Source organism: Flavobacterium anseongense (assembly GCF_021608185.1).
Lineage (GTDB): Bacteria > Bacteroidota > Bacteroidia > Flavobacteriales > Flavobacteriaceae > Flavobacterium > Flavobacterium anseongense.
This window is the reverse complement of sequence record NZ_JAKIHN010000007.1, coordinates 129305-153859: the sequence shown is the minus strand read 5'-3', so window position 1 is coordinate 153859 and position 24555 is coordinate 129305. Positions and strand designations below refer to the sequence as shown.

Genomic DNA, 24555 nt, shown 5'->3' with positions numbered 1-24555 from the left:
ATTTTATTTGATGTCATACAAATTTAGTCTTTAATTTATAATGTTCATTAAAGCTATGTTAAATGTATTGCCGCTCAAATAGGAAGTTTGTAGCTTTACTATAAGATAATATCATAATTGTTGCTAATTATGACAGAAGAAGCGAAAGACGGGAGTGTTTCGCTTTTTTTGTGGTAGGCATTTTAATTAAAGATGCTAACCAGCATTTCCTTCAGCAAATCGCCTTGTGGCAAAGCATTTGCACCTACACCTTTGCTTTTTACATCAATATCTCGAAGTTTTGCAACAATGGCGCTAACTTTTTTCATTGGATAATTGTGTGCTGCAGCAATATAGTCATTTACAAAATATGAACTTACTTTTAAGACTTTGGCGGCATTGCCAGGAGATTTATCTTTTAAACCGTGATATTGCAGCAAAGCCGAAAAGAAACTAAACACTAATCCATTGGTCATAACAATTGGATGGTCTTTTTGGTTCTGTGCAAAGTAATTGGCTATTTGATAAGCTTTAAATTGGTTTTTATCACCAATGGCTTTTCTGAATTCAAACACATTGAAATCCTTACTGAATCCAATGTTTTCTTCAATATGATGTGGTGTAATTGTACTTCCTTTTGGCAGAATAATTTCTAGTTTGGTTAATTCGTTGGCAATCCGACTCAAATCATTTCCAAGAAACTCGACAAGCATTGCCATTGCTTTGGGTTCAATGCCATAACCTCTGCCTTGTAAAACGCGCTTAATCCACTCGCCTACTTTGTTGTCGTACATTTTTTTGCTTTCGTAAACCAATCCGTTTTTCTCAAGGTTTTTGGTCACTTTCTTTCGTTTGTCCAGCGTTTTGTATTTGTAAGCAAAAACCAAAACTGTAGTTGGCTGTGGATTTTCGGCATATTTCTCCAACTGATCAATCGTTCTGGATAATTCTTGTGCTTCTTTAACGATTACCACTTGGCGTTCTGCCATCATTGGGTAACGCTTGGCATTTGCCACAATATCATCAATAGTAGTATCGCGACCATAAAGCACCATTTGATTGAAGCCCTTTTCGTCTTCTGTTAAAAGGTTATCTTCCAAATATTCGGTAATTCTATCAATATAATAAGGTTCTTCACCCATCAAAAAATAGATAGGTTTGATGTTTCCTGATTTGATGTCGTTAATTATTTTTACTACCTCTTCCAAAATAAGTTTATTTGGTTATTTGGTTATTCGTTTATTTGATAATAGATTTGTTGAATGCAAAAACTGAATTTTCCGTCCTTTTCGTTTCGCTTCAAAAATAGTGAAAATAAAGTGTCAATTTTTGATGACATCAGGAAAAAGTTTATCATTCTAACACCCGAAGAATGGGTTCGTCAACACACTGTTCAATTTTTATTGCAGGAAAAAAAATATCCTAAATCATATATCAACGTTGAGAAGTTAGTCAAAGTCAATGACATAAGTAAACGCTATGATATTGTAGTTTTTCAGCCAGACGGAACGCTGTTTTTACTAATAGAATGCAAAGCACCAGAAGTTAAAATCACACAGGAAACATTTGATCAAATTGCACGTTACAACTTGGTACTAAAAGCGAAGTATCTAATGGTAACCAATGGACTAAATCATTACTTTTGTCAAATGGACTTCGAGAAAGAACAGTATGTTTTTCTCGAAGAATTACCCGAATTTTCAGATAACCAAATAACCAAATAACCAAATTCACTTTTGAAGAAAATAGCCGTAGTTGTACTGAACTGGAATGGAGCTAAACTATTAGAGCAGTTTTTGCCTTCTATTGTTGCGTTTTCCGATGAAGCTAAAATTTATGTTGCCGATAATGCTTCGACAGATAATTCGATTGCTGTTATAAAAGAAAAGTTTCCAACGATTACTATTATTCAAAATGATGGGAATTATGGTTTTGCCAATGGATATAATTTGGCGTTAGAACAAGTTGAAGAAGAATATTATGCATTAGTAAACTCCGATATTGAAGTTACTCAAAACTGGCTTGCTCCTATTCTTTCTGTTTTTGATTCAGAAGCGAATATTGGAATCATCCAACCCAAAATTTTAGATTATAAAAACAAAGAATACTTTGAATATGCTGGTGCGGCTGGTGGTTTTATAGATCAATATGGCTATCCGTATTGCAGAGGCCGCATTTTTGAAACCATTGAAAAAGACAACGGTCAATATAATGATGAGTTAGAAATCTTTTGGGCAAGCGGTGCCTGCTTTTTTATCCGAAAAGAAGTATACCGAAAACTAAATGGTTTCGATGCTGATTTTTTTGCACATCAGGAAGAAATTGATTTATGTTGGAGGGCTTTTAATTTGGGTCTCAAGGCTAAATACGTATCAAAATCTGTAGTCTATCACGTTGGTGGCGCCACATTGCATGAAAGCAATCCTAAAAAGACTTTTCTGAATTTTAGAAATTCTCTTCTTATGCTAACTAAAAATTTACCCGAAAACAAGCTGTTCCTCATACTTTTAATTCGTCTTATTCTTGATGGCATTGCGGGAATTCAATTTATTTTTAAAGGAAAATTTATTCATTGTTGGGCAATTATGAAAGCTCACTTTCATTTTTACCATCTGATAAACAAAACATTAAAGAAAAGACAAACTGTTCAACTTGAAAACTATTATCATTCGAAAAGCATTGTCTACCGCTATTTTCTGAAGAACGGCACTATATTTGAAAAGTGATTTTAACAAGAGTTTATCATTTAAACGCACTCTTGTAATCTAAAATAATCCGTACTTTTGTTAAAATTTTAATTACCCTATCCTATGAAAAAAGTAATTTTTGCACTCTCGTTACTTGCCCTTACCCTAACCTCTTGTGGCACAAAGAAAAAAATTGCAGCTCTGGAAGCACAAAACAAAGAATGCCAAGACTTATTGAATTCAACAACGATGAAATTGAATTTGTGTTTATCTGAAAAGGAAGCACTTTCTAAACAAAATGATTACTTAAAACAAAACAATTCTGATTTGATTAACAGCACTAAAGAAATGACCATGTTAAGTACAAAAGGTGCTCAAAATCTGGAAAAATCATTGGAAAGTTTAAAAGAAAAAGATTTGAAAATCTCACGTCTTCAAGATGCTTTAACCAGAAAAGACAGTGTTACCCTGGCTTTGGTTACCAGTTTAAAAAGCTCGGTTGGAATTTCTGATCCGGATATTGAAATCAATGTAGATAAAGGAGTTGTTTTCATCTCGATTGCTGATAAATTATTGTTCAAAAGCGGAAGTTATGTTGTGAGTGACAGAGCTAAAGAAGTATTAGCCAAAGTTGCTAAAGTAATCAACAGCAGACCAACATTTGAATGCATGGTTGAAGGTCACACTGATAACGTTCCGTTTACAGGAAACGCAGTTTTACTAGACAACTGGGATTTGAGTGTTAAACGTTCAACGGCAATTGTCAGAGTATTGACAAAAGATTTAGGTGTTAAACCATCTCAGTTAATCGCAGCAGGAAGAAGCGAATTTATTCCGTTAGTAGATAACAATTCAGCTGACAACAGAGCTAAAAACAGAAGAACACGTATTGTAGTTTTACCAAAAATTGATGAGTTCTACGAAATGATTGAAAAAGAAATGAAGAACCAGAAAAAGTAGGCAGTCGCAGTTTTCAGTCACAGTTTATAAAAAAACGTCCCAATTTCTTGGGACGTTTTTTTTTGTATTTAACAATTCTGTATACTGTGACTGAGACTGATTACTAAAATATATCAGGATCGCCTTTCCCTTCACGGATAACAACCGGCTCATAACCCGATAAATCGATAATAGTCGAACCGACATTATCTCCATAACCGCCATCAATTACCAAGTCAACTAAGTGCTGCCATTTTTCGAATATTAATTCCGGATCGGTTGAATATTCTAGTACTTCGTCATCGTCGTGAATGGAAGTTGACACAATTGGGTTGCCTAATAGTTTTACTATTTCGAGCGCAATATTATTATCGGGAATCCTGATTCCGACTGTTTTCTTTTTGCGGAATTCTTTTGGCAAATCGTTATTTCCCGGCAAAATAAATGTATATGGTCCGGGTAATGTTCGTTTCAGAATTTTAAAAGTGGATGTGTCTATTTGACGAACATAATCAGATAGGTTACTCAAATCACTGCAGACAAAAGAGAAATTGGCTTTCTCCAGCTTGATGCCTTTGATTTTGGCAATGCGTTCCAAAGCTTTAGTATTGGTAATATCACAACCCAAACCATAAACGGTATCGGTCGGATAAATTACTAAACCGCCACTTTTTAAAACATCAACTACCTTTTTGATAGCTGCTTCGCTAGGTTTGTCTTCGTATATTTTTATGAATTCGGCCATTTTTTTGTTTATTTTGTTTCAGGTTTCAATAGTTTCATTTTAAAAAACAATTTGAAACCCAAAACTTGAAACTATCCTATAACTTCGAGTTTCGCAAATCTAAGCAGTAACTTTTTGATTCCTCCTACTTCAAATTTAATTTCGGCTTTCTTGTCTGCTCCTGCACCTTCCAGACTTACGACCTGACCTTTACCAAAACGCTCGTGAATAACAACATTTCCTATAGTTAATTTACTGTCAAATAAATTGGTGTTACTTGGTGCATTGCCAATTGGTTTCAATTTACGAATATTCGCGGATGAAACAGGTTCATCTCCGTATTTTTTTGGAGGTGTTCCTGCTGTTGGTTTGGCTAATCGCAGTTTGGATTTATCAATATCACCGAAAATATCTAAATCGATACTTGGTTTATACCGATAACCTGTATCCATCGGATTTAAATATTCAAGATATTCATCTTTTATTTCTTCAATAAAACGGGATGGTTCGCTATCGACCAATTTTCCCCATCTGTAACGTGATTGCGCATAGGTTAAATATGCCTGATGCTCGGCTCGGGTTAAGGCAACATAGAATAATCTTCTTTCTTCTTCAAGCTCACTTCTTGTGTTCAAACTCATCGCACTCGGAAACAAATCTTCTTCCATTCCGACTACAAAAACATACGGAAACTCTAATCCTTTTGCCAGGTGAATCGTCATCAAAGCTACTCTGTCGTCATCGCCGGTGTCACGATCTAAATCGGTTGCCAATGCTACATCTTCCAGAAACTCGGATAAAGCACCACGTGCCCCGTCAATTTCTTTTTGTCCTTCGATGAAATCTTTGATTCCGCCCATTAAGGTTTCTATATTCTCAATTCGGGCAATGCCTTCGGGCGTTCCGTCTTTTTTGAGTTCCTGTATTAAGCCTGTTTTTTTGGCAACATGCTCCGTTAAAACAAAAGCATCCTGCTGTTCATTAATGACTTGAAAACTCTTAATCATCGTCACAAAATCTTCCAGTTTTTGTTTGGTTCCCGAATTCAATTTCAAATCAATCTTATCGATGTTTTCCATCACTTCAAAAATGGAACGCTTGTAATGATTGGCAGCAACCGTAAGTTTTTCGATAGTTGTATCTCCAATTCCACGTGCCGGATAATTAATCACACGCACCAAAGCTTCTTCGTCTTTTGGATTGATAATCAAACGCAAATAACAAAGTACATCTTTGATTTCTTTTCTTTGATAGAAAGACAAACCACCATAAATTCGATACGGAATATCACGCTTGCGCAAAGCATCTTCCATCGCTCTGGATTGTGCATTTGTACGGTACAAAATCGCAAACTGACCGTTTAGCATTTGGTTGCGCATCTTTTGTTCAAAGATTTCACCGGCAACAAATCGGCCTTCTTCCCCATCAGTAATGCTGCGGTGAACTTTTATTTTTGGACCAAAATCATTGGCAGTCCAAACAATTTTATCGAGCTTGGTTTTATTCTTATCGATAATTGAATTGGCGGCTTCAACAATGTTTTTAGTAGAACGATAATTCTGCTCCAATCGATAGGTTTTTACATTTTCATAATCCTTTTGGAAGTTGAGAATGTTATTGATATTGGCTCCTCGGAAAGCATAAATACTTTGAGCATCATCTCCAACCACGCAAATATTTTGAAATCTATCACTCAACGCCCGTACAATCAAATACTGCGAATGATTGGTATCCTGATACTCATCGACCAAAATATATCGAAATCGGTCTTGGTATTTTGCCAATACATCAGGAAAACGATTCAAGAGTTCATTGGTTTTCAATAACAAATCATCAAAATCCATTGCGCCGGCTTTAAAACATCTGTCTACATAATTGGCATAGATTTCACCCAAACGCGGCTTTTTGCTCATGGCATCCTGCTCCTGTAATTCGGGGTTGTTGAGATATGCTTTAACCGTAATCAATGAATTTTTATACGATGAGATTCTGCCCAAAATTTGTTTGGGCTTATAAATATCTTTATCCAATTGCATTTCCTTGATTATCGCCGAAATCAATCGAACACTGTCCTGAGTATCATAAATGGTAAAGTTAGAAGGAAAGCCTAATTTGTCTGCTTCGCTTCTTAAGATTCGGGCAAACACCGAGTGGAACGTTCCCATCCAAAGGTTTTTGGCTTCATTTGTTCCGACTATATCAGCAATCCGCTTTTTCATTTCGCGTGCGGCTTTGTTGGTAAACGTCAATGCCAGAATATTAAATGCATCCACACCCAAACTCATCAAATAGGAAATACGAACCGTCAGCACACGGGTTTTTCCCGAACCTGCGCCGGCAATGATAATCATTGGGCCGTCTTTCTGAAAAACGGGTTGCTGCTGGGCTTCGTTAAGTTGGGAGATATATTTTTCTATCATCATTTTTGAGAATGCTCAAATTTATGATTACTCGTTTTGAATTACAATAAATTCTACGGGTATTTCTATTATATTTGTCAACAATTTTAGTCAAGTTCTCGATACTTTCCGATTAAAAATCGGAACACTCGAACTGACGGAATAAAATTATAAATCAATTTCAATTATGAACTCCGATAAAATTTTAGAATTACTAATGTATGCTATTCCGTCACTAATAACTGGTGGTGTAGCCTATTATTTGTTTGATAATTACTTTAAAGATCAGCAAAATACAAGACGCTGGTTATTGCAACGAGAAAATCAGAAACATTCATTACCATTGCGTTTGCAGGCGTATGAAAGACTGGCTTTGTTTTTAGAACGTATCAATCCGGCAAAATTATTGATTCGTGTGGCGCCTTTAAGTGACAATAAAGTTGATTATCAAAACCTTCTGATTCATCACATTGAGCAGGAATACGAGCATAACATCACGCAACAGGTTTATATTACCAACGAACTGTGGACGATGCTTTTAACCGCAAAAAACACCATCATTCAAAATATCAGAAAAACAGCTTTGGATGAAAATGTTACCACTGCAGACCAATTAAGGGAAAAGATTTTAAGCAATCTGCTTGATGGACAATCTGCCACTACAGTAGCGTTGGCTTATTTAAAAAATGAGGTTGCGGAAGTTTTAGGGTAGAAAAAGCACTGATTATTGGGGCTTTTTTGTTGATTAGTTGTCACGGATGACATGCACCATACCACTTATAGTATGAGTTCCGCTGAAATTATCAAAAGTACCATCAAAAGTTATATCAATATAGTCCCCAGCTTGCCCGAATTTATTAACCCTATAAACCATTACACTATTCGTAAATCCTACATATGCCATAAATCCTAATCCCTCATAAGCGGTCTGCATTTGGAAATTATTATTTGTATAAGTTCCGGATGTAAAAGTTGGATTAGACCATGAAATTGCAAATAATTCCCCAGCTGAATGTATTATGTCAAAACCAACATTAGTTCCATTAGTAATTAATTGCGTATTAAAAGTAGAAGTAAAGAGTCTCGGTCCTATATTATCTATTTTACAGATAACAAACTCACTGACCGCATCGCAAGATTGTAGTTGATTAATATTTGTTACAGGGAAATTAAAATTATAGGCTATCCTGCCAGTGGATTGATAATTTTCTATATCACAGCCTTCTACTTCGAAAACATTTGACGAACTACAGGCTAATGTAGAAAAACTATAATTCCCAGAATCTAATTCTGATATTAGCAAATGACTTCCATTAAATAACATAACATATCCGTTAGTAACTAATGTCCCATCACACTTTACAAAAGATCCTTCAATTTTAACAGCTTGTGTGGAAGAACTTTCATAAGTTATAGTTGGAAGAACCGTATTGGCAGTAAAAGGTCCGATTTGAGTAGTAAAACTAGGATTACCACAAATATCAAAAACATTTAATGTCAATGTTTGATTGGCTGGAATCATTCCGGTTATTTGACCTTGATTATCTGTAAAAGAAGTATAGGAATTGAAATTTGTTGCATTTACTACCAACCCAACCCCAACATTCGACAAAGGATTGCCATTAATATCAACAATAGTAATAGTTAAACTAACCACCGATGAGAAAACATCACAATTCCACCAACTAAAATGACTTACTTCACCAACATAATTATTCCCAATCTTCCTGGCAACACCATCTTCTTTCCAATAACCTCTATATTCATCAAAATACCATAGTGGAATTGTATTTGGAGCAGTTGCTGTTTGACTATCGTCAATTTTCATTGTGATTTCTGCTTTATGTCCCAGTTCGATGTTTAATTTTTGTCCGGCACTTCCGCGAAGTTCCACATTCAGCATTCCGAAAGTCTCCAAAACAGCTTCTTCATTGGTTTTGGTTTGGGCATATAACATTCCGGGCATTAGCTTGTCAATGTTTTCATCACTTGGCAATAAATGAAACATTGAAACGCTTACTGTTCCTGAATAAGCATTCCCGTTTTCATCCTGAAATTCTCCATCAAACGCAACTTTGGTTCCTGATGGTAATGCAACTTCGCTATCAACTCCGGATTGTATTGTTTGCAATGGAGTGTTGGCAATCAGCATAATCCTCACATTATTTTTTCCTGATGTCGGAACCATAGCTCGTGAACCATCAATATAACCTGCTTTAGTCGCGGTGATATAAGCAAACTTCTCATGAACAGCTGCTCCATTAATTATAAAAACTCCATTGACATCTGTTTGTACTGTAGAGGATCCAATTTTAATTTCAGCGTTTTGTATGGGATGATTATCGATATCAACAACCTGTCCTATAAAGTCTTTTGAAACTGAATTGCCAAAGTTTTGGGCAAAAGTATCGTCATTTTGAGATGAACCATTAGTATCGCTTGGATCACAACTTATAAAAGCAACAGAAACAAAAGTTAAGGCGAGGAATAATTTGAATTTGGTCATAGTAGCTATAGTTTGGTTTTTATAAAAAATAAAATCTTTCTCAATTGAGTTTTGCTTTGTATTACATTTGATTAATTATCTCGAATTACATGTCCGCTTCCTGTAATATGGTACAAAAGACCTGAATATAGTGAAACACCTGAAAAAGTAAAATCAATATATTCACCAACAGCGCCATAGCTATTTATAGTTATAGTTAATTCATTAATCGGATTGAGATTATTATAATATATTAGCGTAGCTGTCCATATACCTGGAGTTATACTAATATATCTTGCGTTTAAAAAACTATTTGGCAAAACATAACTTCCTGGAATAGTTCCGGTACATCCTAAAAAAATCAATGGATCAAATGAATTATTGGAACCTCCTCTAATATAAATTTGTGCGTTAAATCCATTTGATAAAATGACATTACTAGTTGCTGAAATTTCTGAAGTTATTAAATAAGTTTCTCCTTCATTAATTCGATAAGTAATAAATTCTGAACTAGAAGTACAGGCAGTCAATTGACCAACATCTGTTATTGGTGGCGTAAATGTAAAGTTTATATTTCCTGTTGTCTGCCAATTATCAAAGTCTACACCTTCCAAAGTGAATTGATTATTGTCACTACAAACTATATTAGTAAAATTAAAAGTCCCATTAGTAACTGCTTTAATAACATCTGTTGTACCATAATGCATCAAAACATAACCGTTAGTAACGTTAGTCCCATCACATTTTTTCACTGTCCCGTTTAATCTTGTTGAAACTGCTTGTGAATTTGTTATACTTATAGTTGGCAAAACGGTATCGCTAGTAAATGGACCAATGGTAGTGGTGTAAATGATTCCACAATCCGTAATTACATTCAAGGTTAATGTTTGGTTAGCAGGCAATATTCCACTTAGTTGTCCATTATCCTCAGTAGATCCGTTGGCATGAAATCCGACAGGATTTAAAATATTTATACGGACATTAGGAAGTGGATTACTATTGATGTCAAGAATTGTAATTGTCAATCGGATTGAAGAGTTTGGGATATCACAATTCCACCAGCTAAAATGTGAAACTTCTCCAACATACTTGTTCCCCAATTTAGTCGCAAAACCATCTTCTTTCCAATAGCCTTTTGCTTCATCAAAATGCCATAGCGGAATTGAACCTGGAGCTGTTGCTGTTTGACTGTCATCTATTTTTAAGGTAATTTCAGCAGTGTGGCCTTCCTTGATATTTAGCTTTTGTCCGGCACTTCCGCGAAGTTCTACATTTAACATTCCGAAAGTTTCGAGCACTGCTTCCTGATTGGTTTTGGTTTGAGCGTATAACATTCCGGGCATTAGCTTGTCAATGTTATCATCACTTGGCAATAAATGAAACATGGATACGCTTACTGTTCCTGAATAGGAATTTCCGTTTTCATCCTGAAATTCACCGTCAAAGTTAACTTTGGTTCCAGAAGGTAATGCCACTTCGCTTTCAACTCCCGATTGAATTGTTTGTATTGGCGCATTTGGTATCAACATTATTTTGACATTATTTTTTCCAGAAGTGGGAACCATAGCACGAGAACCATCAATATAACCGGCTTTTGTCGCGGTGATATAAGCAAACTTCTCATGAACGTCTGCGCCATTGATTATAAAAACACCATTGATATCCGTTTGAACTGTAGAAGTTCCAATTTTAATTTCAGCGTTTTGTATGGGATGATTATCGATATCAACAACCTGACCTATGAAATCCTTTGAAGCCGCATTCCCAAAGTTTTGGGCAAAGGTGTCGTCATTTTGGCTATTACTGTTAGAATCATCATTGGATTCACAAGCGGTGAATGAAACTACCAGAAGTAGTAAACATAAAAGAGAGTGTATTTGCTTCATAATGTTTGTTTTGACATTATAAAGATATTAATATAACAACTTGGTTGCGTCAGAAAAATAATAAAAATAAAAAATCCCGATTTTCATCAGGATTCGTTTGTTTATTTAAATTTTGAAATACCATCTTTCAGCCAAGCAAAATAGTCATCGATGTTTGGAGTGTAACTTATTGGAGCATTCAGTTTTTCTTCTTTTAAATCGATTAAAACATAGAAAGGCTGCGTATTGGTTTGATATCTTGTAATAATAAATTCCGTCCATTTATCGCCAATCGTGGTAATTTCATTGCCGGTTTTTTTTGAAACTGTTTGTTCATTTTTAGGCAATTCTCTTTTATCGTCAACATATAACGAAATCAAAACAACTTCATTTTTCAATACATTCAAAACATTTTCATCCGACCAAACATTGTTTTCCATCTTACGGCAATTGACACAAGCATAGCCAGTAAAATCAAGCATAACAGGTTTGTTTATGGCTTTAGCATAAGCTAAACCAGTTTCATAATCGGTAAAAACCGTTAAGCCGTGTGGGCCGATTTCTGCACCATCAGGCAATTCATTTTTAGATGAAGCCGAACTATTCCCGAAAAATCGGGTTGGACTTTCGCTATAGGTTTGTGGTGGTGGAAAAGCACTGATTAATTTTAAAGGTGCACCAAATAATCCGGGAATCATATAAATGGTGAATGCCAAAACGAGCAATCCTAAAGATAATCTTCCAACAGAAATATGGGTAATCGGGCTATCGTGTGGTGTCGCTATTTTTCCTAATAAATACAAAGCCCAAACTCCGAAAATAGTAATCCATATCGCCAGGAAAACTTCTCTTTCTAATAAATGTAATTGCAAAACCAAATCGGCATTGGATAAAAATTTAAACGCTAAGGCTAATTCTAAAAAGCCTAAAGAAACTTTCACGGTATTCAGCCAGCCACCCGATTTAGGTAACGAGTGCATCCAACTTGGAAACATCGCAAAAAGCATAAATGGTAATGCTAAAGCAGAAGAAAAACCGAGCATTCCAACGATTGGCGCAATGCCTCCTTTAGAAGCTGATTCTACCAAAAGCGTTCCGACTATTGGTCCTGTGCAGGAAAAGGAAACAATAGCCAAAGCCAAAGCCATGAAAAGGATTCCAATGATTCCACCTCTATCGGCTTGTCTGTCAACTTTATTTGCCCAGGAATTCGGCAGCATAATTTCAAAAGCACCAAGGAAAGAAACGGCAAAAACGACTAAAAGCAAAAAGAAAAACACATTGAACCATGGATTTGTTGACAAGGCATTCAAAGCATCGGCACCAAAAATACCTGTGATTGCTAATCCTAAAACAACATAAATCGCAATGATTGAAATTCCGTAGAGAATAGCATTTCTTTTTCCCTGTCCGGGATTTTTACTTTGCTTGGTAAAAAAGCTAACCGTCATTGGGATCATTGGAAAAACACAAGGTGTAAGCAAGGCCGCAAAACCTCCCAAAAAGGCTAAAAAGAAAATGGTCCACAATCCTCTTTGCGCTTCTTTTTTCGGAGCTTCAGCAACAGTTTTTGTTTCTGGTTTGGCAGTTTCACTAACCGTGAATTGTGATGAACTTGCAGTATCAGTTTCTGATATGTTAGTCACTGTTTCTTCAGGAACCTGGCCTGTATTTGGTAACTGAAACGTAAAACTCATATTGTCATTGATACAAGCCGTTTTACAAACCTGGTAATCAATTTTGACTTTTATAGAAGTAAGTTTAGCATTAATGATTTTTACTTTTTGCGTAAAGGTGACATTCTTTTCAAAGTAATATTCATCGACACCAAAAACATCATTGAACTGTTTTTTATATGGGCTTTCTTTAACTTTCCCAACCAATTCATAGTTGCCTTTTGCATCCTTAAAATCAAATTCGGCTGGCAATGGACCATCAGCTGGTGTGAACTGAGAATACACATGCCAATCCTGGTCAATCTTTCCTTCCATCACCAAATTGAATTCGGAATCAGAAATTTTTTCAACTTTGGAAGTCCATTTTACCGGCTTTACAATTTGCGCATTTAAATTGGCTAAAGCCAAAAAACTAAAAAGAAAAAATAGTACTTTCTTCATTAGGCTGTATAATTTATTTTTAAAATTTTTGTCGTCTTTTCAACAACTTTAAATCGCTCGTCCTGTCTTTTTCCAACAATCCAAACAATTTGATTTTCAGAACATAAAAGCCAGGTATTTGATTTGTCCAGTAAAGAAAATTTTTCGTCTTTAAAAAACTTACTGAGCTTCTTTTTTCCGTTCATTCCGTGAGGATAAAACCAATCGCCTTCCTGCCATTTTCTGATTTCCAACGGAAACTGAAGTTTATCTTCGTCGACAAAGATAGTATTAGTTGCCTGAACCAAAATGTCATTTACATTACAAAAGGCAAGTTTTAAGGGAAATTTAACTTCTTTTTGGTCTTTTTTTATCCAGAAATGAATTGGTTCACTATCATTTTGTTTCGGAAATAAAATCAAATGATTTCTGTCTTTTAATAAAATATGCGTTTCCGAAAATACCTGCTTCCCTGATTGTGCCTCAATTAAATCATAAACGGCATCCCAATCTGTAAAGCCATATTCGGACAACCATTGGTATAAATAAGCTTTGTGATTTTGAAATTTCAATAATTTAGAAATATCTATTTTGATAGTGTCTTCTTCTGAAACAACTTGTTTGTACACCATTTGGGAAGCATCACTGACAAGTGATTTTGCCTGTTGCAAGCTGGAAACCGTATTTTCAAAAGAATCCAGTAAACTTGGATTGAGTTCTTTCAAAATCGGAATCACATCATGACGTAACTTGTTTCTCAAATATTTATCAGATGCATTACTACTGTCTTCTCGCCATTCAACATTATTATCTTTGGCGAAAGCCTCGATTTCATTTCTTGAAAATGGCAATAACGGACGAATGATATTTCCGTTTTGCTGCGGAATTCCGGTCAAACCATCTAATCCGGAACCACGTGTAAAATTGATTAAAACCGTTTCTAAGCTGTCATCCAAGTGATGTGCCGTTAGTATATAATCGTAATCATTATTTATCAAAAGTGTATTAAACCAATCATAACGCAGTTTTCGGGCTACAACCTGAATGGATAGCTTTTGTTTTTCTGCAAATTTTTTAGTGTCAAAGTGATTTACAAATAATAGAACATCCAACTTTTCACATTGTGCTTTTACAAACTTTTCGTCTTCATCACTTTCATCACCGCGCAGTTGAAAATTGCAATGCGCAACTCTGATATCCAACTTTAACTGATGACACAAATGCAACAAAACCATACTGTCAATGCCTCCGCTTGTTGCCAAAAGGAGTTGCTGCCCTTTTAGAAAAGGAAGATTGTGATTGATATGATTTTGGAATTTTGTGAGCATATTCAAAAGTAGTTATTTTAATTTAACTCAAAACTTCAAACATGGCTTTGGCTTTCAGCAGGCATTCTTCATATTCCTGTTCGGGATTAGATTGCGATGTGATTGCGCTTCCAACCGAAAACGAAACGTAATTTGCTGCGGCATTATATAGTATGCTTCGGATAACGACATTAAAATCGAAATCATTCTGCGGTGTGAAATAACCAACTGCACCGCTATACAAACCACGTTTTGATTCTTCCAGTTCTTCGATAATTTTCATAGCCGAAATCTTAGGCGCGCCAGTCATGCTTCCCATTGGGAAAGTCGTTTTTAGAATTTCTACCGGAGAAGTTGTATTTTCAACTTTGGAAACAACTGTAGAAATCATTTGATGCACTTGCTCAAACGTGTAAATGCCACACAATTCTTCTACGGCAACAGTTCCTTTTATGGCTGTATGTGATAAATCATTGCGAACCAAATCGACAATCATGATATTTTCAGAACGTTCTTTTGGATTTTGTTGTAAAGCATTTTTTGAATTATTATCCAACGTTTCATCCGAAAAGCGTTTGGCTGTTCCTTTTATGGGTTGCGAAATGACTTTGTTTGCTTCTTTTCTTAAATAGCGTTCGGGCGAAGCACAAAGCAAATACTGCTTATTATTCTTGAAGAATATTGCAAATGGTGGTTTGGAAATGGCATTAAGTTTTTGATAGATTTCAATAGGCTCGATAGTGGCATTTTCGGCATAAAATTCCATGCAGAAATTTGCTTCGTAAATATCGCCACGATGAATGTGTCCAAGCATGTTGTTGACTTTCGAAATATAACTTTCTTTTGAAATACGTTGCTTAATATCAATTTCTGAGTGCTGAACATTGAAAACTGAACACTGATTTATCTCATCAAAATCAGATTCTATTTCATCATCGCATAAGCGCAAATACTGAACTTCTAACTCATTCCCTTTTAGCAGAAACAATTTCTTTGGTTGGAAGAAAAATAAATCGGGAAAATGCAAGCCATCAAAGTTGTTGGAATGCAATTCTTCTATGTCATTTTTTATATCATAAGATAAATAACCAAACAGCCAATCTTTAGCTTGCTGCTGGTATTGTTTTAAATCCTCAAAACAGTTATGATAATCGGTCTTTATCGAAGTAAAAGCATCCACAGCCAGCACACAATCAAAGCTGGATTGCTTCTGATGATAATTATTTGAATCTAAAAAAATAACTTCCCTAAACTGCTGTGACCAACGCAATAATTGGTTTTTGAACACTTCAGGATTGTCAATTTTTTTCGAAAGTATAGTTCTCAATGACATGGTTTTTATGGCACTCAAAATTACAATAAAATAATTGGCTGTTGGAAAGGAACTAAATGAAAATTTTGGCACACTTTTTAGTAGGAACAAAATAACATTTAACAAGTAATTCATTTTAAAACTATTGATAGAAAACTACACTCGCTTTTTGAAATTGAAATTGTAACTATTGATAACTATTTAAAATGAATGTAAAATGAAAAACAGAACAAAACTTGGTTTGGCATTGCTCTTATTTGGACTTGCCTTTGCGTGTAAACAAGCTGATGCAGTTGATAAAGCTGCCGAAGCTGCAACTGACACTACAGCTGTAGAATCAACAATCTCTTCCAATGCTGCTGTGGAGAAAAAAGAAAGTCATCGGAAATTTGTACGAACCGCCGATTTAAAATTCAAAGTAAAAAATGTTGCTAAATCGACTTATGCTATTGAAAACATAGTCTCAAAAAATGGCGGCTTTGTAACCTTCACTGATTTGAAAAGCAACATCAACGAAAAATCGGAAACCAAAATCAGTCAGGACAGCACACTCGAAACTACGAGATACACTGTTGACAATACCATCACCCTTCGCGTCCCAAACACCCAATTAGATACTGTTTTAAAATCGATGGTCAAAGAAGTTGCCTTTCTCGACAGTCGATTGATAAAAGCCGATGATGTAGCGCTGCAGTTGCTGTCTAATAAAATGGCACAAAAACGTTTGGCTTCACATCAAAAAAGACTGGAAAAAGGCATTGATACCAAAGGCAAAAAACTAAATCAAATCACTGATGCAGAAGATAAATTGCTAGGCAGACAAACAGAAAACGATGAAACGGTTCTGAAGAATCTTAGTTTGGAAGACCAAGTAAATTACAGTACAGTGACCTTGTATTTATATCAAAGAGAAAGCGTTTTGCAGGAAATTGTCGCCAATGAAAAAAACATTAATGCGTATCGTCCACATATTGGATTGCAAATTTTGGATAGTCTGAAAACGGGTTGGTTTATGTTTGAAGCTATAATTGCGTTTATTGTACAACTTTGGGCAATACTATTAATAGCTGTTTTAGGAGTTTTTGCCTATAGAAAATTTGTAAAGAAATAATAGTTAGTAACTTGACTGTAAAATAGATACCATTGGTACAAACCTTTGGTATTTTTTATTTAACTTTGATAGACAAACCAATAAAACTTCAACAATTATGAAAATTGCGACTATTGTCATTCGAGTATTGATAGGACTTTTTCTCCTATTTGCATCGGTAAGTTATTTTTTACACTTAACACCTGAACCTGTTACTACCGGAGATTTTAAAGCTTTCCAATTGGGTCTCGTAGCCTCTGTCTATTTAATGCCTTTGGCAAAAGCGGTAGAACTGCTGGCTGGTTTATCTTATGTGACCGGTAAATATGTAAGCTTGGCTAATATTGTTATTCTTCCTGTTACCTTGAACATTTTATTGATTAATTATTTCTTAGCACCGGAAACATTGCCTATTGCAATTGCTCTATTTTTAGCAAACTTGTTTTTAATTTATCGCTATTGGGATAATTATAAATCGGTTTTTACTCCATAAAAAAAATGCCTCTCATTTTGAGAGGCATTTTTATTTTATTTAATCTGTTTGAATTATGCTAAATCAAATCGATCAAGATTCATTACTTTGTTCCAGGCTGCAATAAAGTCTTTTACAAATTTATCTTTAGCATCACTACTACCATATACCTCAGCAATAGCTCTTAGTTCTGCATGAGAACCAAAAACCAAATCAGCACGGGTTGCAGTCCATTTATGTTCTCCTGTGTTGCGATCAGTACCTTCATAAAATTCTCTTTCTTCTGAAATTGCTTTCCAGGCCGTATTCATATCAAGAAGATTCACAAAGAAGTCATTGGTCAATTGTCCCGGGTTTTTTGTAAATACACCGTGTGCCGAACCATCTGCATTAGTATTCAATACACGCATACCGCCAACAAGAACTGTAAGCTCTGTTGCTGTAAGTGTCAGCAATTGCGCTTTATCTATCAACAATGCTTCTGTAAGCACAGATGATTTTTTTCGATAATTACGGAAACCATCAGCCTTTGGCTCTAAATAGGCGAAAGATTCAACATCAGTTTGCTCTTGAGTTGCATCCATACGGCCTGCTGTGAACGGAACATTTTGTCCTGAAGCCTTTTCAATTCCGGCACAACCAGCCAAAACAATAAGGTCAGCCAGTGATACTTTTTTACCACCGGTTTGAGAATCGTTGAATGCTTTTTGGATATCTTCCAATTTACTCAAAGTTTCTGTAATTAATGGCGTATTATTTATTTGCCAATATTTTTGTGGAGCAAGACGAATACGGGCACCATTGGCACCACCGCGTTTGTCGGAACCGCGAAAAGTTGAAGCCGAAGCCCAGGCAGTTGATACCAATTGAGATACCGAAAGTCCTGAATCTAAAATTTTACCTTTCAAAGAAACGATATCATTGGCATCAATCAATTCATGATTAAGTGCCGGAATTGGATCTTGCCATAGTAATACTTCTTTCGGCACATCCGGACCCAAATAAAGGTCACGTGGCCCCATATCACGATGCGTCAATTTAAACCATGCTCTTGCAAAAGCATCAGCAAACTGATCCGGATTTTCAAGAAAACGACGGGAGATTTTTTCATAAGCCGGATCAAACCTCAACGAAAGGTCAGTTGTAAGCATTGTTGGCAAATGTTTCTTCGAAGCATCAAAAGCGTCCGGAATAATTGCTTCTGCATTTTTCGCTACCCATTGTTGTGCACCAGCCGGACTTTTGCTTAATTCCCATTCGAAACCAAAAAGATTTTCAAAAAAGTTATTGCTCCATTGTGTAGGTGTTTTTGTCCAGGTTACTTCAAGCCCACTGGTAATAGTATCCGAACCTTTACCCCTACCATACTGGTTTACCCATCCAAATCCCTGGTGCTCTAAATCTAAAGCTTCAGGCTCTTTGCCAACATTATCAGCAGAAGCAGCTCCGTGGGTTTTACCAAATGTATGACCACCTGCAATTAAAGCTACTGTTTCTTCATCATTCATAGCCATACGGCCAAATGTATCGCGGATATCTTTTGCGGCCGCAATTGGATCAGGATTTCCATCCGGTCCTTCAGGATTAACATATATCAATCCCATTTGTACAGCTGCCAATGGATTTTCCAAATTACGGGAATGCGTATTTCCATCGGCATTATCTTCAGATACAAGCACACCATGCTTTGCTACCCCTTCAGAACCATGTGCATAACGTTCGTCTCCTCCAAGCCAAAGCGTTTCCGAACCCCAATATACGGCTTCATCAGCTTCCCATACATCTTCTCTTCCACCGGCAAAGCCAAAAGTTTTGAATCCCATAGATTCAAGTGCTACATTACCGGCAAGTATCATCAAATCTGCCCATGATATTTTACGACCGTATTTTTGTTTGATTGGCCATAACAATCGACGAGCTTTGTCAAGATTCACATTATCCGGCCAACTGTTAAGTGGTGCAAATCGTTGTTGTCCCTGACCTCCTCCTCCTCGTCCATCCTGAACTCTGTAGGTTCCGGCACTGTGCCATGCCATTCGTATAAACAAACCTCCATAATGACCAAAATCTGCAGGCCACCAATCTTGTGAATCTGTCATCAACGCATGAAGATCTTTCTTCAAAGCTTCAAAATCAAGGCTGTTAAAAGCTTCTTTATAATTAAACCCATCATCCATTGGATTTGATAAAGAAGAGTGCTGACGCAGTACATTTAATTTTAATTGATTAGGCCACCAGTCTGAATTTCTGGTTCCGCTACCCGCTGTTTCCTTTGAGGCTCCGTGATTAAAAGGGCATTTGCCCTGAGATTCATTATTTCCCATGTTGTATGATTTATTTTGGTATAAAATTACATTTTTTAAAATCCAAATCTAATGATAACTGTCATCTTTTGTAATAGTTTTTAATTATATATTACTATTTATAAATTGCCAAAACTTATATTAAAGATAATATCATTTCTTTGTATATATTTGTTTCATACTAACCAAAAAAAGACTCATGTCATTATCCAAACTATTCCGAAAAAAATCAACTTCAGTCATAATAAAACAAGGTGGTGACGGCGAAGAACAAAGCGGTTTAAATAAAGTTTTAAATGTTAGGGATTTAACCTTCTTTGGTATTGCAGCTATTATTGGTGGCGGTACTTTTAGCGCTATTGGCAATGCTTGCTTTTCCGGTGGACCAGGCGTTGTATTTTTATATGTGATTTGTGCTATTGCATGTGGTTTTACAGCTTTATGTTATGCCGAATTTGCCTCTCGAGTTCCAGTTTCCGGAAGTGCTTATACTTATGCTTATGTTTCTTTTGGTGAATTGTTTGCGTGGATTATCGGATGGGCATTGATTATGGAATATTCTATTGGGAATATTTATATTGCCTTTTCATGGAGTGGTTATTTTACGAATTTGCTGGAAAGTTTTCATTTGCATTTGCCCGAGTGGCTGACTATCAATTATAAATCGGCACAAGATGCTTTGTTGGCTAATAAAGCCGGTGAAGGATTAACAGCCTGGCAGACGGCTCCAACTCTTGGCGGTTTACGTATTATTTTTGATTTACCTGCAGTTGTAATTAATTTACTTATTACTTATTTGGTTTATCGTGGCACTAAAGAATCAAAGAACTTTAGTAATGCTATGGTGTATATAAAATTAGCCATCATTGCTTTGGTCATTGTTGTAGGTGCATTTTATATCGATATTGATAACTGGACACCATTTATGCCAAACGGTTTTGGTGGTGTTATGGGTGGTGTTTCTGCTGTCTTCTTTGCTTACATAGGTTTTGATGCTGTTTCGACTTTAGCAGAAGAAAGCAAAAATCCGCAACGCGATTTACCACGTGGAATGATTTATTCATTGGTAATTTGTACTGTAGTTTATATAATTTTAGCATTGGTTATCACCGGAATGGTATCTTACACACTCCTTGGTGTAAGCGATCCTTTAGCAGAAATATTTGCGCTGAAAGGTGTTAAATGGATGTTGTTTATTGTTTCGATTGCCGCGGTTGTAGCTATGACAAGTGTATTGTTGGTATTCCAAATGGGTCAACCTCGTATTTGGATGACGATGAGTCGTGATGGCTTAATGCCAAAGAAATTTTCTGAAATACATCCCAAATATAAAACACCAAGTTTTGCAACGATAGTTACTGGTTTGGTTGTTGGTATTCCTATATTCTTTACCGATGAAAACTTTGTATTAGACTTTACCAGCATCGGAACTTTATTTGCCTTTGTACTGGTTTGTGGTGGAGTATTATTATTATCTCCGCAAAGCGAAGCAGAATTAGCCGAACGTGCTACCAAAGGAAAATTCAGGATTCCATATGTGAATTCAAAATTCATATTCCCATTAATATGCATCGGAACTATTGCTGTTGTTCAATACTATCTACCAAGTTATTTTAGTGAAACATTTGATTTTTCAGGTGATAAAATAGCTACCAACCTACCTTTAATTGTGTTCTTTATACTTTGTATCGTAATGGCCGTGATTGCCTTTATGAAGAACCTGTCTTTAATTCCGTTATTGGGTTTAATTTCCTGCTGCTACCTGCTAACGGGAATGGCGGTTTCCAACTGGAAATGGTTTGGCGTTTGGTTGGTTATTGGGCTGTGTGTGTACTTTATGTATGGCTATAAAAACAGTAAACTAAATAAATAATAAGCATAAAAAATCCCGAGCTATCGGGATTTTTGTTTTTTTAATGTTTGATAACTCGTTGTGTTTCCCTACCGCTATCGGTTTCTACGGTTATTAAATAAGTTCCATGGGTTAATAAACTTATATCAAGTGACTTAGTGTTTTCAAATATCATTATACTTTGTCCTAAAACATTACTTACTACCGCCCTATTTATTGATTGGTCATTTTGCATCATAATGTTTATAATTCCTGAAGTTGGATTTGGATAAAGAGAAACATAGTTATTGGCTATTGGATTGTTAACTGAAAGCGAACAACTGGAGTCACAACTTGTTGTTAATGTTTTCCCTGATGTATTTTCTCCAATACCATGAAAAACAGCCGGGTATTCTCCATCATCATAACAAATATAGTTTAGCAAAGGAGTATTGTAAAACTCAAAATTATGTAATGGTGGCGGAATTTGAGCGCTGGTTCTAGCTAAATCTGACGAAATAATATTATTTTTTAAGTATAATGCCTGCAAATTTGGATTGTCTGTAGCCCAAAGCCAGGTTACAGCTGTTCCACACAAATTAATTTCTGTAAGCAGTGTATATCCTGCCCATAATCTCCATAACTGATGGAAATTGCTTAAATTAACACTAACGATCGGGTTACTACTGATACCCAAATCGGTTAAGTTTGTTAGGTTTTCGATAGCTGACAAAGATGTTATCTGGTTGTTTGGACAAGATAAATAAGTCATTTGGATTAAGCTACTGATAGGTGATAAAGTAGTCAGGTTGTTATTATAACATTCCAAGCCTCTCAGATTAACAAAATTTTCAATTCCTGAAAGTGAATTAATATTTCCAAAACCAATTTGCAAATAATAAATGACCGAAGCTTCAGCAACATCAATTTCATTATCATCATTAGAATCAATTTTTACAAAATTATAATTGACGTCGCGTGCAATACTTTCTGATGGACTTGACTGCATTAATTTTGCTTTAAAATTCGCATCAGGAAAATTGATTATTTGTGCTTGCGAAATCAAGCTCAGAAATAGTAACGAATACAGATAATTTTTCATCATTTATAATTTAATAATCCGTTGTGTTTCTTTGCCAGATTCCGTTTCTACTGTTATTAAATAAGTGCCTTTTGTTAAAGAACTAATATCAATTGTAGTGTTTTCAGAACTCATTATTGTTTGCCCCAAAATAGTAGTAATAGTAGTCTTGACAGGTTGATTATTGGAAACTTCAATATTGATAATGTCTGATGATGGGTTTGGGTATAATTTGAGTATTGATTTATCAAAATCTGATGTTCCCATATTTACCACAACCGGAATTTCACAATTAACTCCATTATAAACCATAACACTTCCGCTTGTATTGTAATCTGTAAATATCAATTGACTTTGTTCTCCATTATCAGTGCAAATAGAAACCAATTGTGGATTATTATGTATTCTGAATGCATAAAATAACAAATCCGGATCGCTATACGAATACACACCATTACGAACATTTATTGTTTGCAGGTTTGGGCAATTTTCGGCAGCCAACTGGGTAACTCCGGTTTGTGAACAATCTAAAGAAGATAGTAATGTATTACTGACCTCTAAGTATCCTAAATTTGTATTTCCGGTAACATTAAGAGCACTAATTGGATTGTTACTACAAGCCAGCATATTAAGAGTACTTAATGTGCTTAAATCGAGACTACTGATTTGGTTACCTCCACAACCAAGTATTCTTAATGTTGTCAATCCGTTAAGATTTATTGAAGTCAGTGAATTTCCTCCACATTCAATTTCGTCTATAAGCGTTAATCCTGAAACGTTTATGGATGTTAGTATATTATTATCACAGGAAACCGATTTCAAAGCAGGAAAAACTGTCAAATCAATACTCGTCAATAAATTGTTACTCACCCAAATATTTTCTAATGCTATATTATTATTTTGTGTAATAGTGGTTATCTGATTTGTATGGGCTAATAGTTTCTTTAAGTTTACTAAATTAGAAATGTCAAGTGATGAAAAGGAATTATAGCTTCCATCAAACTCTTCTAATAATGGTAAAGACAATAAGTCAATTTGTGTCAGGTTGTTTTGAATACATTTTAAAACTCTTAAATTCTGAAAAGCTGATAAGCCGGTCACATTCGAAATGCGTGACGATTCCGGAAAATTAGAGGAAATTAGATTGAGTTTATAGACTAAAAGCGCTTCACTGACTTCTATTTCTCCATTATTATTGCTATCAATCTTAATGGCATTATTACTGCTATTATAGGCAATTTGATTATTGCTACTCGCCATTACCAATCTCGCTTTAAAATTGGCATCAGGAATGTTTACAATTTGTGCCACAGCACTTAAACTCATAAACAAGAGACTAATGGAAAGATAAAAAAATTTCATAATCAATACTTTAGAGATTATAAAGTTAAAGAAAATTCTTCAATGATAACTTTGGACTATAAAAAAAGCAGCAGACAATCTAAACTAATTATCTGCTGCTTTTAAAAAGGGAGTATAAAAAGTAAGAGTAGTTTTTTCATGGCTAAATATAAAAAAAACTTTAAATGGGAAATTGTGATTTTTAGTTTTTAAAATAAAAAAATCCGTTAACGAGAACTCATCAACGGATTTCCTACACAATCCAGATAATTTTACCAATAACCCACTTTTGCTTTTCGACAGGCAGTTACTGTCTATATTATTTTAATTTGTTGGTTTTATTACCAACTGCAAAAGGACAAAAAATTAATTCTTAACGGCTACGGTACTATATGCTTAGATTAGTATAATAAGGATTACTTTTTACTGCTAAGCTTCTCCTTTTCGAACACTTTTATTCATTATTCCGTTAACAATATATTGGAACAACTACTTCTAATATTCTATCTCAAAGTTACAAAAATGAAATCGTACTTTAACTGATTTTCAAAATTTTAACACTAAAAAAATGCAATTCAATAGTTCTTGTATCCTTATCCTTATTAATAAAAAATAAAGCTAAAAATTCTCTTATAAAGTGATTG

Annotated in this window: 18 protein-coding genes; 7 read left to right on the top strand and 11 right to left on the bottom strand. The window is 35.3% G+C overall.

Features of this window, described 5'->3' with window-relative positions; all coding sequences use genetic code 11:
- Positions 1–182: 182 nt before the first annotated feature.
- The gene (holA, locus tag L1S35_RS10845) at positions 183–1187 is read right to left on the bottom strand and encodes a DNA polymerase III subunit delta (RefSeq protein WP_236400548.1); all 1005 of its coding nucleotides are present in this window, start codon (positions 1185–1187) and stop codon (positions 183–185) included.
- Positions 1188–1241: 54 nt separating this feature from the next.
- Between holA and L1S35_RS10840 the strand changes: the two genes are divergently transcribed.
- The 3 genes from L1S35_RS10840 (at position 1242) to L1S35_RS10830 (ending at position 3626) form a co-directional block, all read left to right on the top strand.
- Positions 1242–1703 (top strand): type I restriction enzyme HsdR N-terminal domain-containing protein, encoded by a 462-nt coding sequence (locus L1S35_RS10840; RefSeq protein ID WP_236400546.1) that lies wholly within the window; start codon positions 1242–1244, stop codon positions 1701–1703.
- A 12-nt stretch (positions 1704–1715) separates the two neighbouring features.
- On the top strand, positions 1716–2705 hold the full coding sequence (locus tag L1S35_RS10835; RefSeq protein WP_236400544.1) for a glycosyltransferase family 2 protein: 990 nt from the start codon (positions 1716–1718) through the stop codon (positions 2703–2705).
- A gap of 84 nt (positions 2706–2789) precedes the next feature.
- Positions 2790–3626 (top strand): OmpA/MotB family protein, encoded by an 837-nt coding sequence (locus L1S35_RS10830; protein WP_236400543.1) that lies wholly within the window; start codon positions 2790–2792, stop codon positions 3624–3626.
- Positions 3627–3729: 103 nt separating this feature from the next.
- Here L1S35_RS10830 and L1S35_RS10825 read toward each other — a convergent pair whose 3' ends face one another.
- Together L1S35_RS10825 and L1S35_RS10820 are read right to left on the bottom strand one after the other, a co-directional pair.
- Complete coding sequence (locus L1S35_RS10825) at positions 3730–4350, bottom strand: L-threonylcarbamoyladenylate synthase (RefSeq protein WP_236400541.1); 621 nt, start codon at positions 4348–4350, stop codon at positions 3730–3732.
- Positions 4351–4421: 71 nt separating this feature from the next.
- Complete coding sequence (locus L1S35_RS10820; protein WP_236400602.1) at positions 4422–6746, bottom strand: UvrD-helicase domain-containing protein; 2325 nt, start codon at positions 6744–6746, stop codon at positions 4422–4424.
- A 169-nt stretch (positions 6747–6915) separates the two neighbouring features.
- Here L1S35_RS10820 and L1S35_RS10815 point away from each other — a divergent pair, with 169 nt between their 5' ends.
- Entirely contained in the window at positions 6916–7440 is a 525-nt protein-coding gene (locus L1S35_RS10815) for a DUF7935 family protein (protein WP_236400539.1), read from the top strand.
- 33 nt (positions 7441–7473) lie between these two features.
- Here the strand turns inward: L1S35_RS10815 and L1S35_RS10810 are convergent, their stop codons facing one another.
- From L1S35_RS10810 to L1S35_RS10790, 5 genes are all read right to left on the bottom strand, one after another.
- On the bottom strand, positions 7474–9234 hold the full coding sequence (locus tag L1S35_RS10810; RefSeq protein WP_236400537.1) for an Ig-like domain-containing protein: 1761 nt from the start codon (positions 9232–9234) through the stop codon (positions 7474–7476).
- Positions 9235–9305: 71 nt separating this feature from the next.
- Positions 9306–11099 (bottom strand): hypothetical protein, encoded by a 1794-nt coding sequence (locus L1S35_RS10805; RefSeq protein ID WP_236400535.1) that lies wholly within the window; start codon positions 11097–11099, stop codon positions 9306–9308.
- Positions 11100–11200: 101 nt separating this feature from the next.
- Positions 11201–13195 (bottom strand): protein-disulfide reductase DsbD family protein, encoded by a 1995-nt coding sequence (locus L1S35_RS10800; RefSeq protein WP_236400533.1) that lies wholly within the window; start codon positions 13193–13195, stop codon positions 11201–11203.
- Positions 13195–14502, bottom strand: a complete 1308-nt coding sequence (gene tilS, locus L1S35_RS10795; protein ID WP_236400531.1) for a tRNA lysidine(34) synthetase TilS — start codon at positions 14500–14502, stop codon at positions 13195–13197. Before tilS ends, L1S35_RS10800 begins: the two co-directional genes overlap by 1 nt.
- 22 nt (positions 14503–14524) lie before the next feature.
- The gene (locus tag L1S35_RS10790) at positions 14525–15808 is read right to left on the bottom strand and encodes an anthranilate synthase component I family protein (protein WP_236400600.1); all 1284 of its coding nucleotides are present in this window, start codon (positions 15806–15808) and stop codon (positions 14525–14527) included.
- A gap of 202 nt (positions 15809–16010) precedes the next feature.
- On the opposite strand from L1S35_RS10790, the gene L1S35_RS10785 reads away from it, so the two are divergent.
- Together L1S35_RS10785 and L1S35_RS10780 are read left to right on the top strand one after the other, a co-directional pair.
- Positions 16011–16904, top strand: a complete 894-nt coding sequence (locus L1S35_RS10785; protein ID WP_236400530.1) for a DUF4349 domain-containing protein — start codon at positions 16011–16013, stop codon at positions 16902–16904.
- Positions 16905–17001: 97 nt separating this feature from the next.
- Positions 17002–17376 (top strand): DoxX family protein, encoded by a 375-nt coding sequence (locus tag L1S35_RS10780; RefSeq protein ID WP_236400528.1) that lies wholly within the window; start codon positions 17002–17004, stop codon positions 17374–17376.
- A 53-nt stretch (positions 17377–17429) separates the two neighbouring features.
- Here L1S35_RS10780 and katG read toward each other — a convergent pair whose 3' ends face one another.
- A complete protein-coding gene (katG, locus tag L1S35_RS10775) occupies positions 17430–19679 on the bottom strand; it encodes a catalase/peroxidase HPI (RefSeq protein ID WP_236400526.1) in 2250 nt (749 codons plus the stop codon).
- Positions 19680–19857: 178 nt separating this feature from the next.
- On the opposite strand from katG, the gene L1S35_RS10770 reads away from it, so the two are divergent.
- A complete protein-coding gene (locus tag L1S35_RS10770; protein ID WP_236400524.1) occupies positions 19858–21531 on the top strand; it encodes an amino acid permease in 1674 nt (557 codons plus the stop codon).
- A gap of 40 nt (positions 21532–21571) precedes the next feature.
- On the opposite strand, the gene L1S35_RS10765 is transcribed toward L1S35_RS10770, so the two are convergent.
- Both L1S35_RS10765 and L1S35_RS10760 read right to left on the bottom strand, forming a co-directional pair.
- The gene (locus L1S35_RS10765; protein ID WP_236400522.1) at positions 21572–22591 is read right to left on the bottom strand and encodes a T9SS type A sorting domain-containing protein; all 1020 of its coding nucleotides are present in this window, start codon (positions 22589–22591) and stop codon (positions 21572–21574) included.
- Between the two features lie 3 nt (positions 22592–22594).
- Positions 22595–23932: a T9SS type A sorting domain-containing protein gene (locus L1S35_RS10760; protein WP_236400519.1), complete on the bottom strand. Its 1338-nt coding sequence runs from the start codon at positions 23930–23932 to the stop codon at positions 22595–22597.
- Between the last annotated feature and the right edge of the window lie 623 nt (positions 23933–24555).

What these genes read in the sequence shown, in the direction of transcription:
- L1S35_RS10840 (WP_236400546.1), top strand. Translation starts at nt 1,242, where the DNA reads ATGCAAAAACTGAATTTTCCGTCCTTTTCGTTTCGCTTCAAAAATAGT.
- L1S35_RS10830 (WP_236400543.1), top strand. Translation starts at nt 2,790, where the DNA reads ATGAAAAAAGTAATTTTTGCACTCTCGTTACTTGCCCTTACCCTAACC.
- L1S35_RS10825 (WP_236400541.1), bottom strand. Translation starts at nt 4,350, where the DNA reads ATGGCCGAATTCATAAAAATATACGAAGACAAACCTAGCGAAGCAGCT.
- L1S35_RS10815 (WP_236400539.1), top strand. Translation starts at nt 6,916, where the DNA reads ATGAACTCCGATAAAATTTTAGAATTACTAATGTATGCTATTCCGTCA.
- L1S35_RS10810 (WP_236400537.1), bottom strand. Translation starts at nt 9,234, where the DNA reads ATGACCAAATTCAAATTATTCCTCGCCTTAACTTTTGTTTCTGTTGCT.
- L1S35_RS10805 (WP_236400535.1), bottom strand. Translation starts at nt 11,099, where the DNA reads ATGAAGCAAATACACTCTCTTTTATGTTTACTACTTCTGGTAGTTTCA.
- L1S35_RS10800 (WP_236400533.1), bottom strand. Translation starts at nt 13,195, where the DNA reads ATGAAGAAAGTACTATTTTTTCTTTTTAGTTTTTTGGCTTTAGCCAAT.
- tilS (WP_236400531.1), bottom strand. Translation starts at nt 14,502, where the DNA reads ATGCTCACAAAATTCCAAAATCATATCAATCACAATCTTCCTTTTCTA.
- L1S35_RS10785 (WP_236400530.1), top strand. Translation starts at nt 16,011, where the DNA reads ATGAAAAACAGAACAAAACTTGGTTTGGCATTGCTCTTATTTGGACTT.
- L1S35_RS10780 (WP_236400528.1), top strand. Translation starts at nt 17,002, where the DNA reads ATGAAAATTGCGACTATTGTCATTCGAGTATTGATAGGACTTTTTCTC.
- katG (WP_236400526.1), bottom strand. Translation starts at nt 19,679, where the DNA reads ATGGGAAATAATGAATCTCAGGGCAAATGCCCTTTTAATCACGGAGCC.
- L1S35_RS10770 (WP_236400524.1), top strand. Translation starts at nt 19,858, where the DNA reads ATGTCATTATCCAAACTATTCCGAAAAAAATCAACTTCAGTCATAATA.
- L1S35_RS10765 (WP_236400522.1), bottom strand. Translation starts at nt 22,591, where the DNA reads ATGAAAAATTATCTGTATTCGTTACTATTTCTGAGCTTGATTTCGCAA.
- L1S35_RS10760 (WP_236400519.1), bottom strand. Translation starts at nt 23,932, where the DNA reads ATGAAATTTTTTTATCTTTCCATTAGTCTCTTGTTTATGAGTTTAAGT.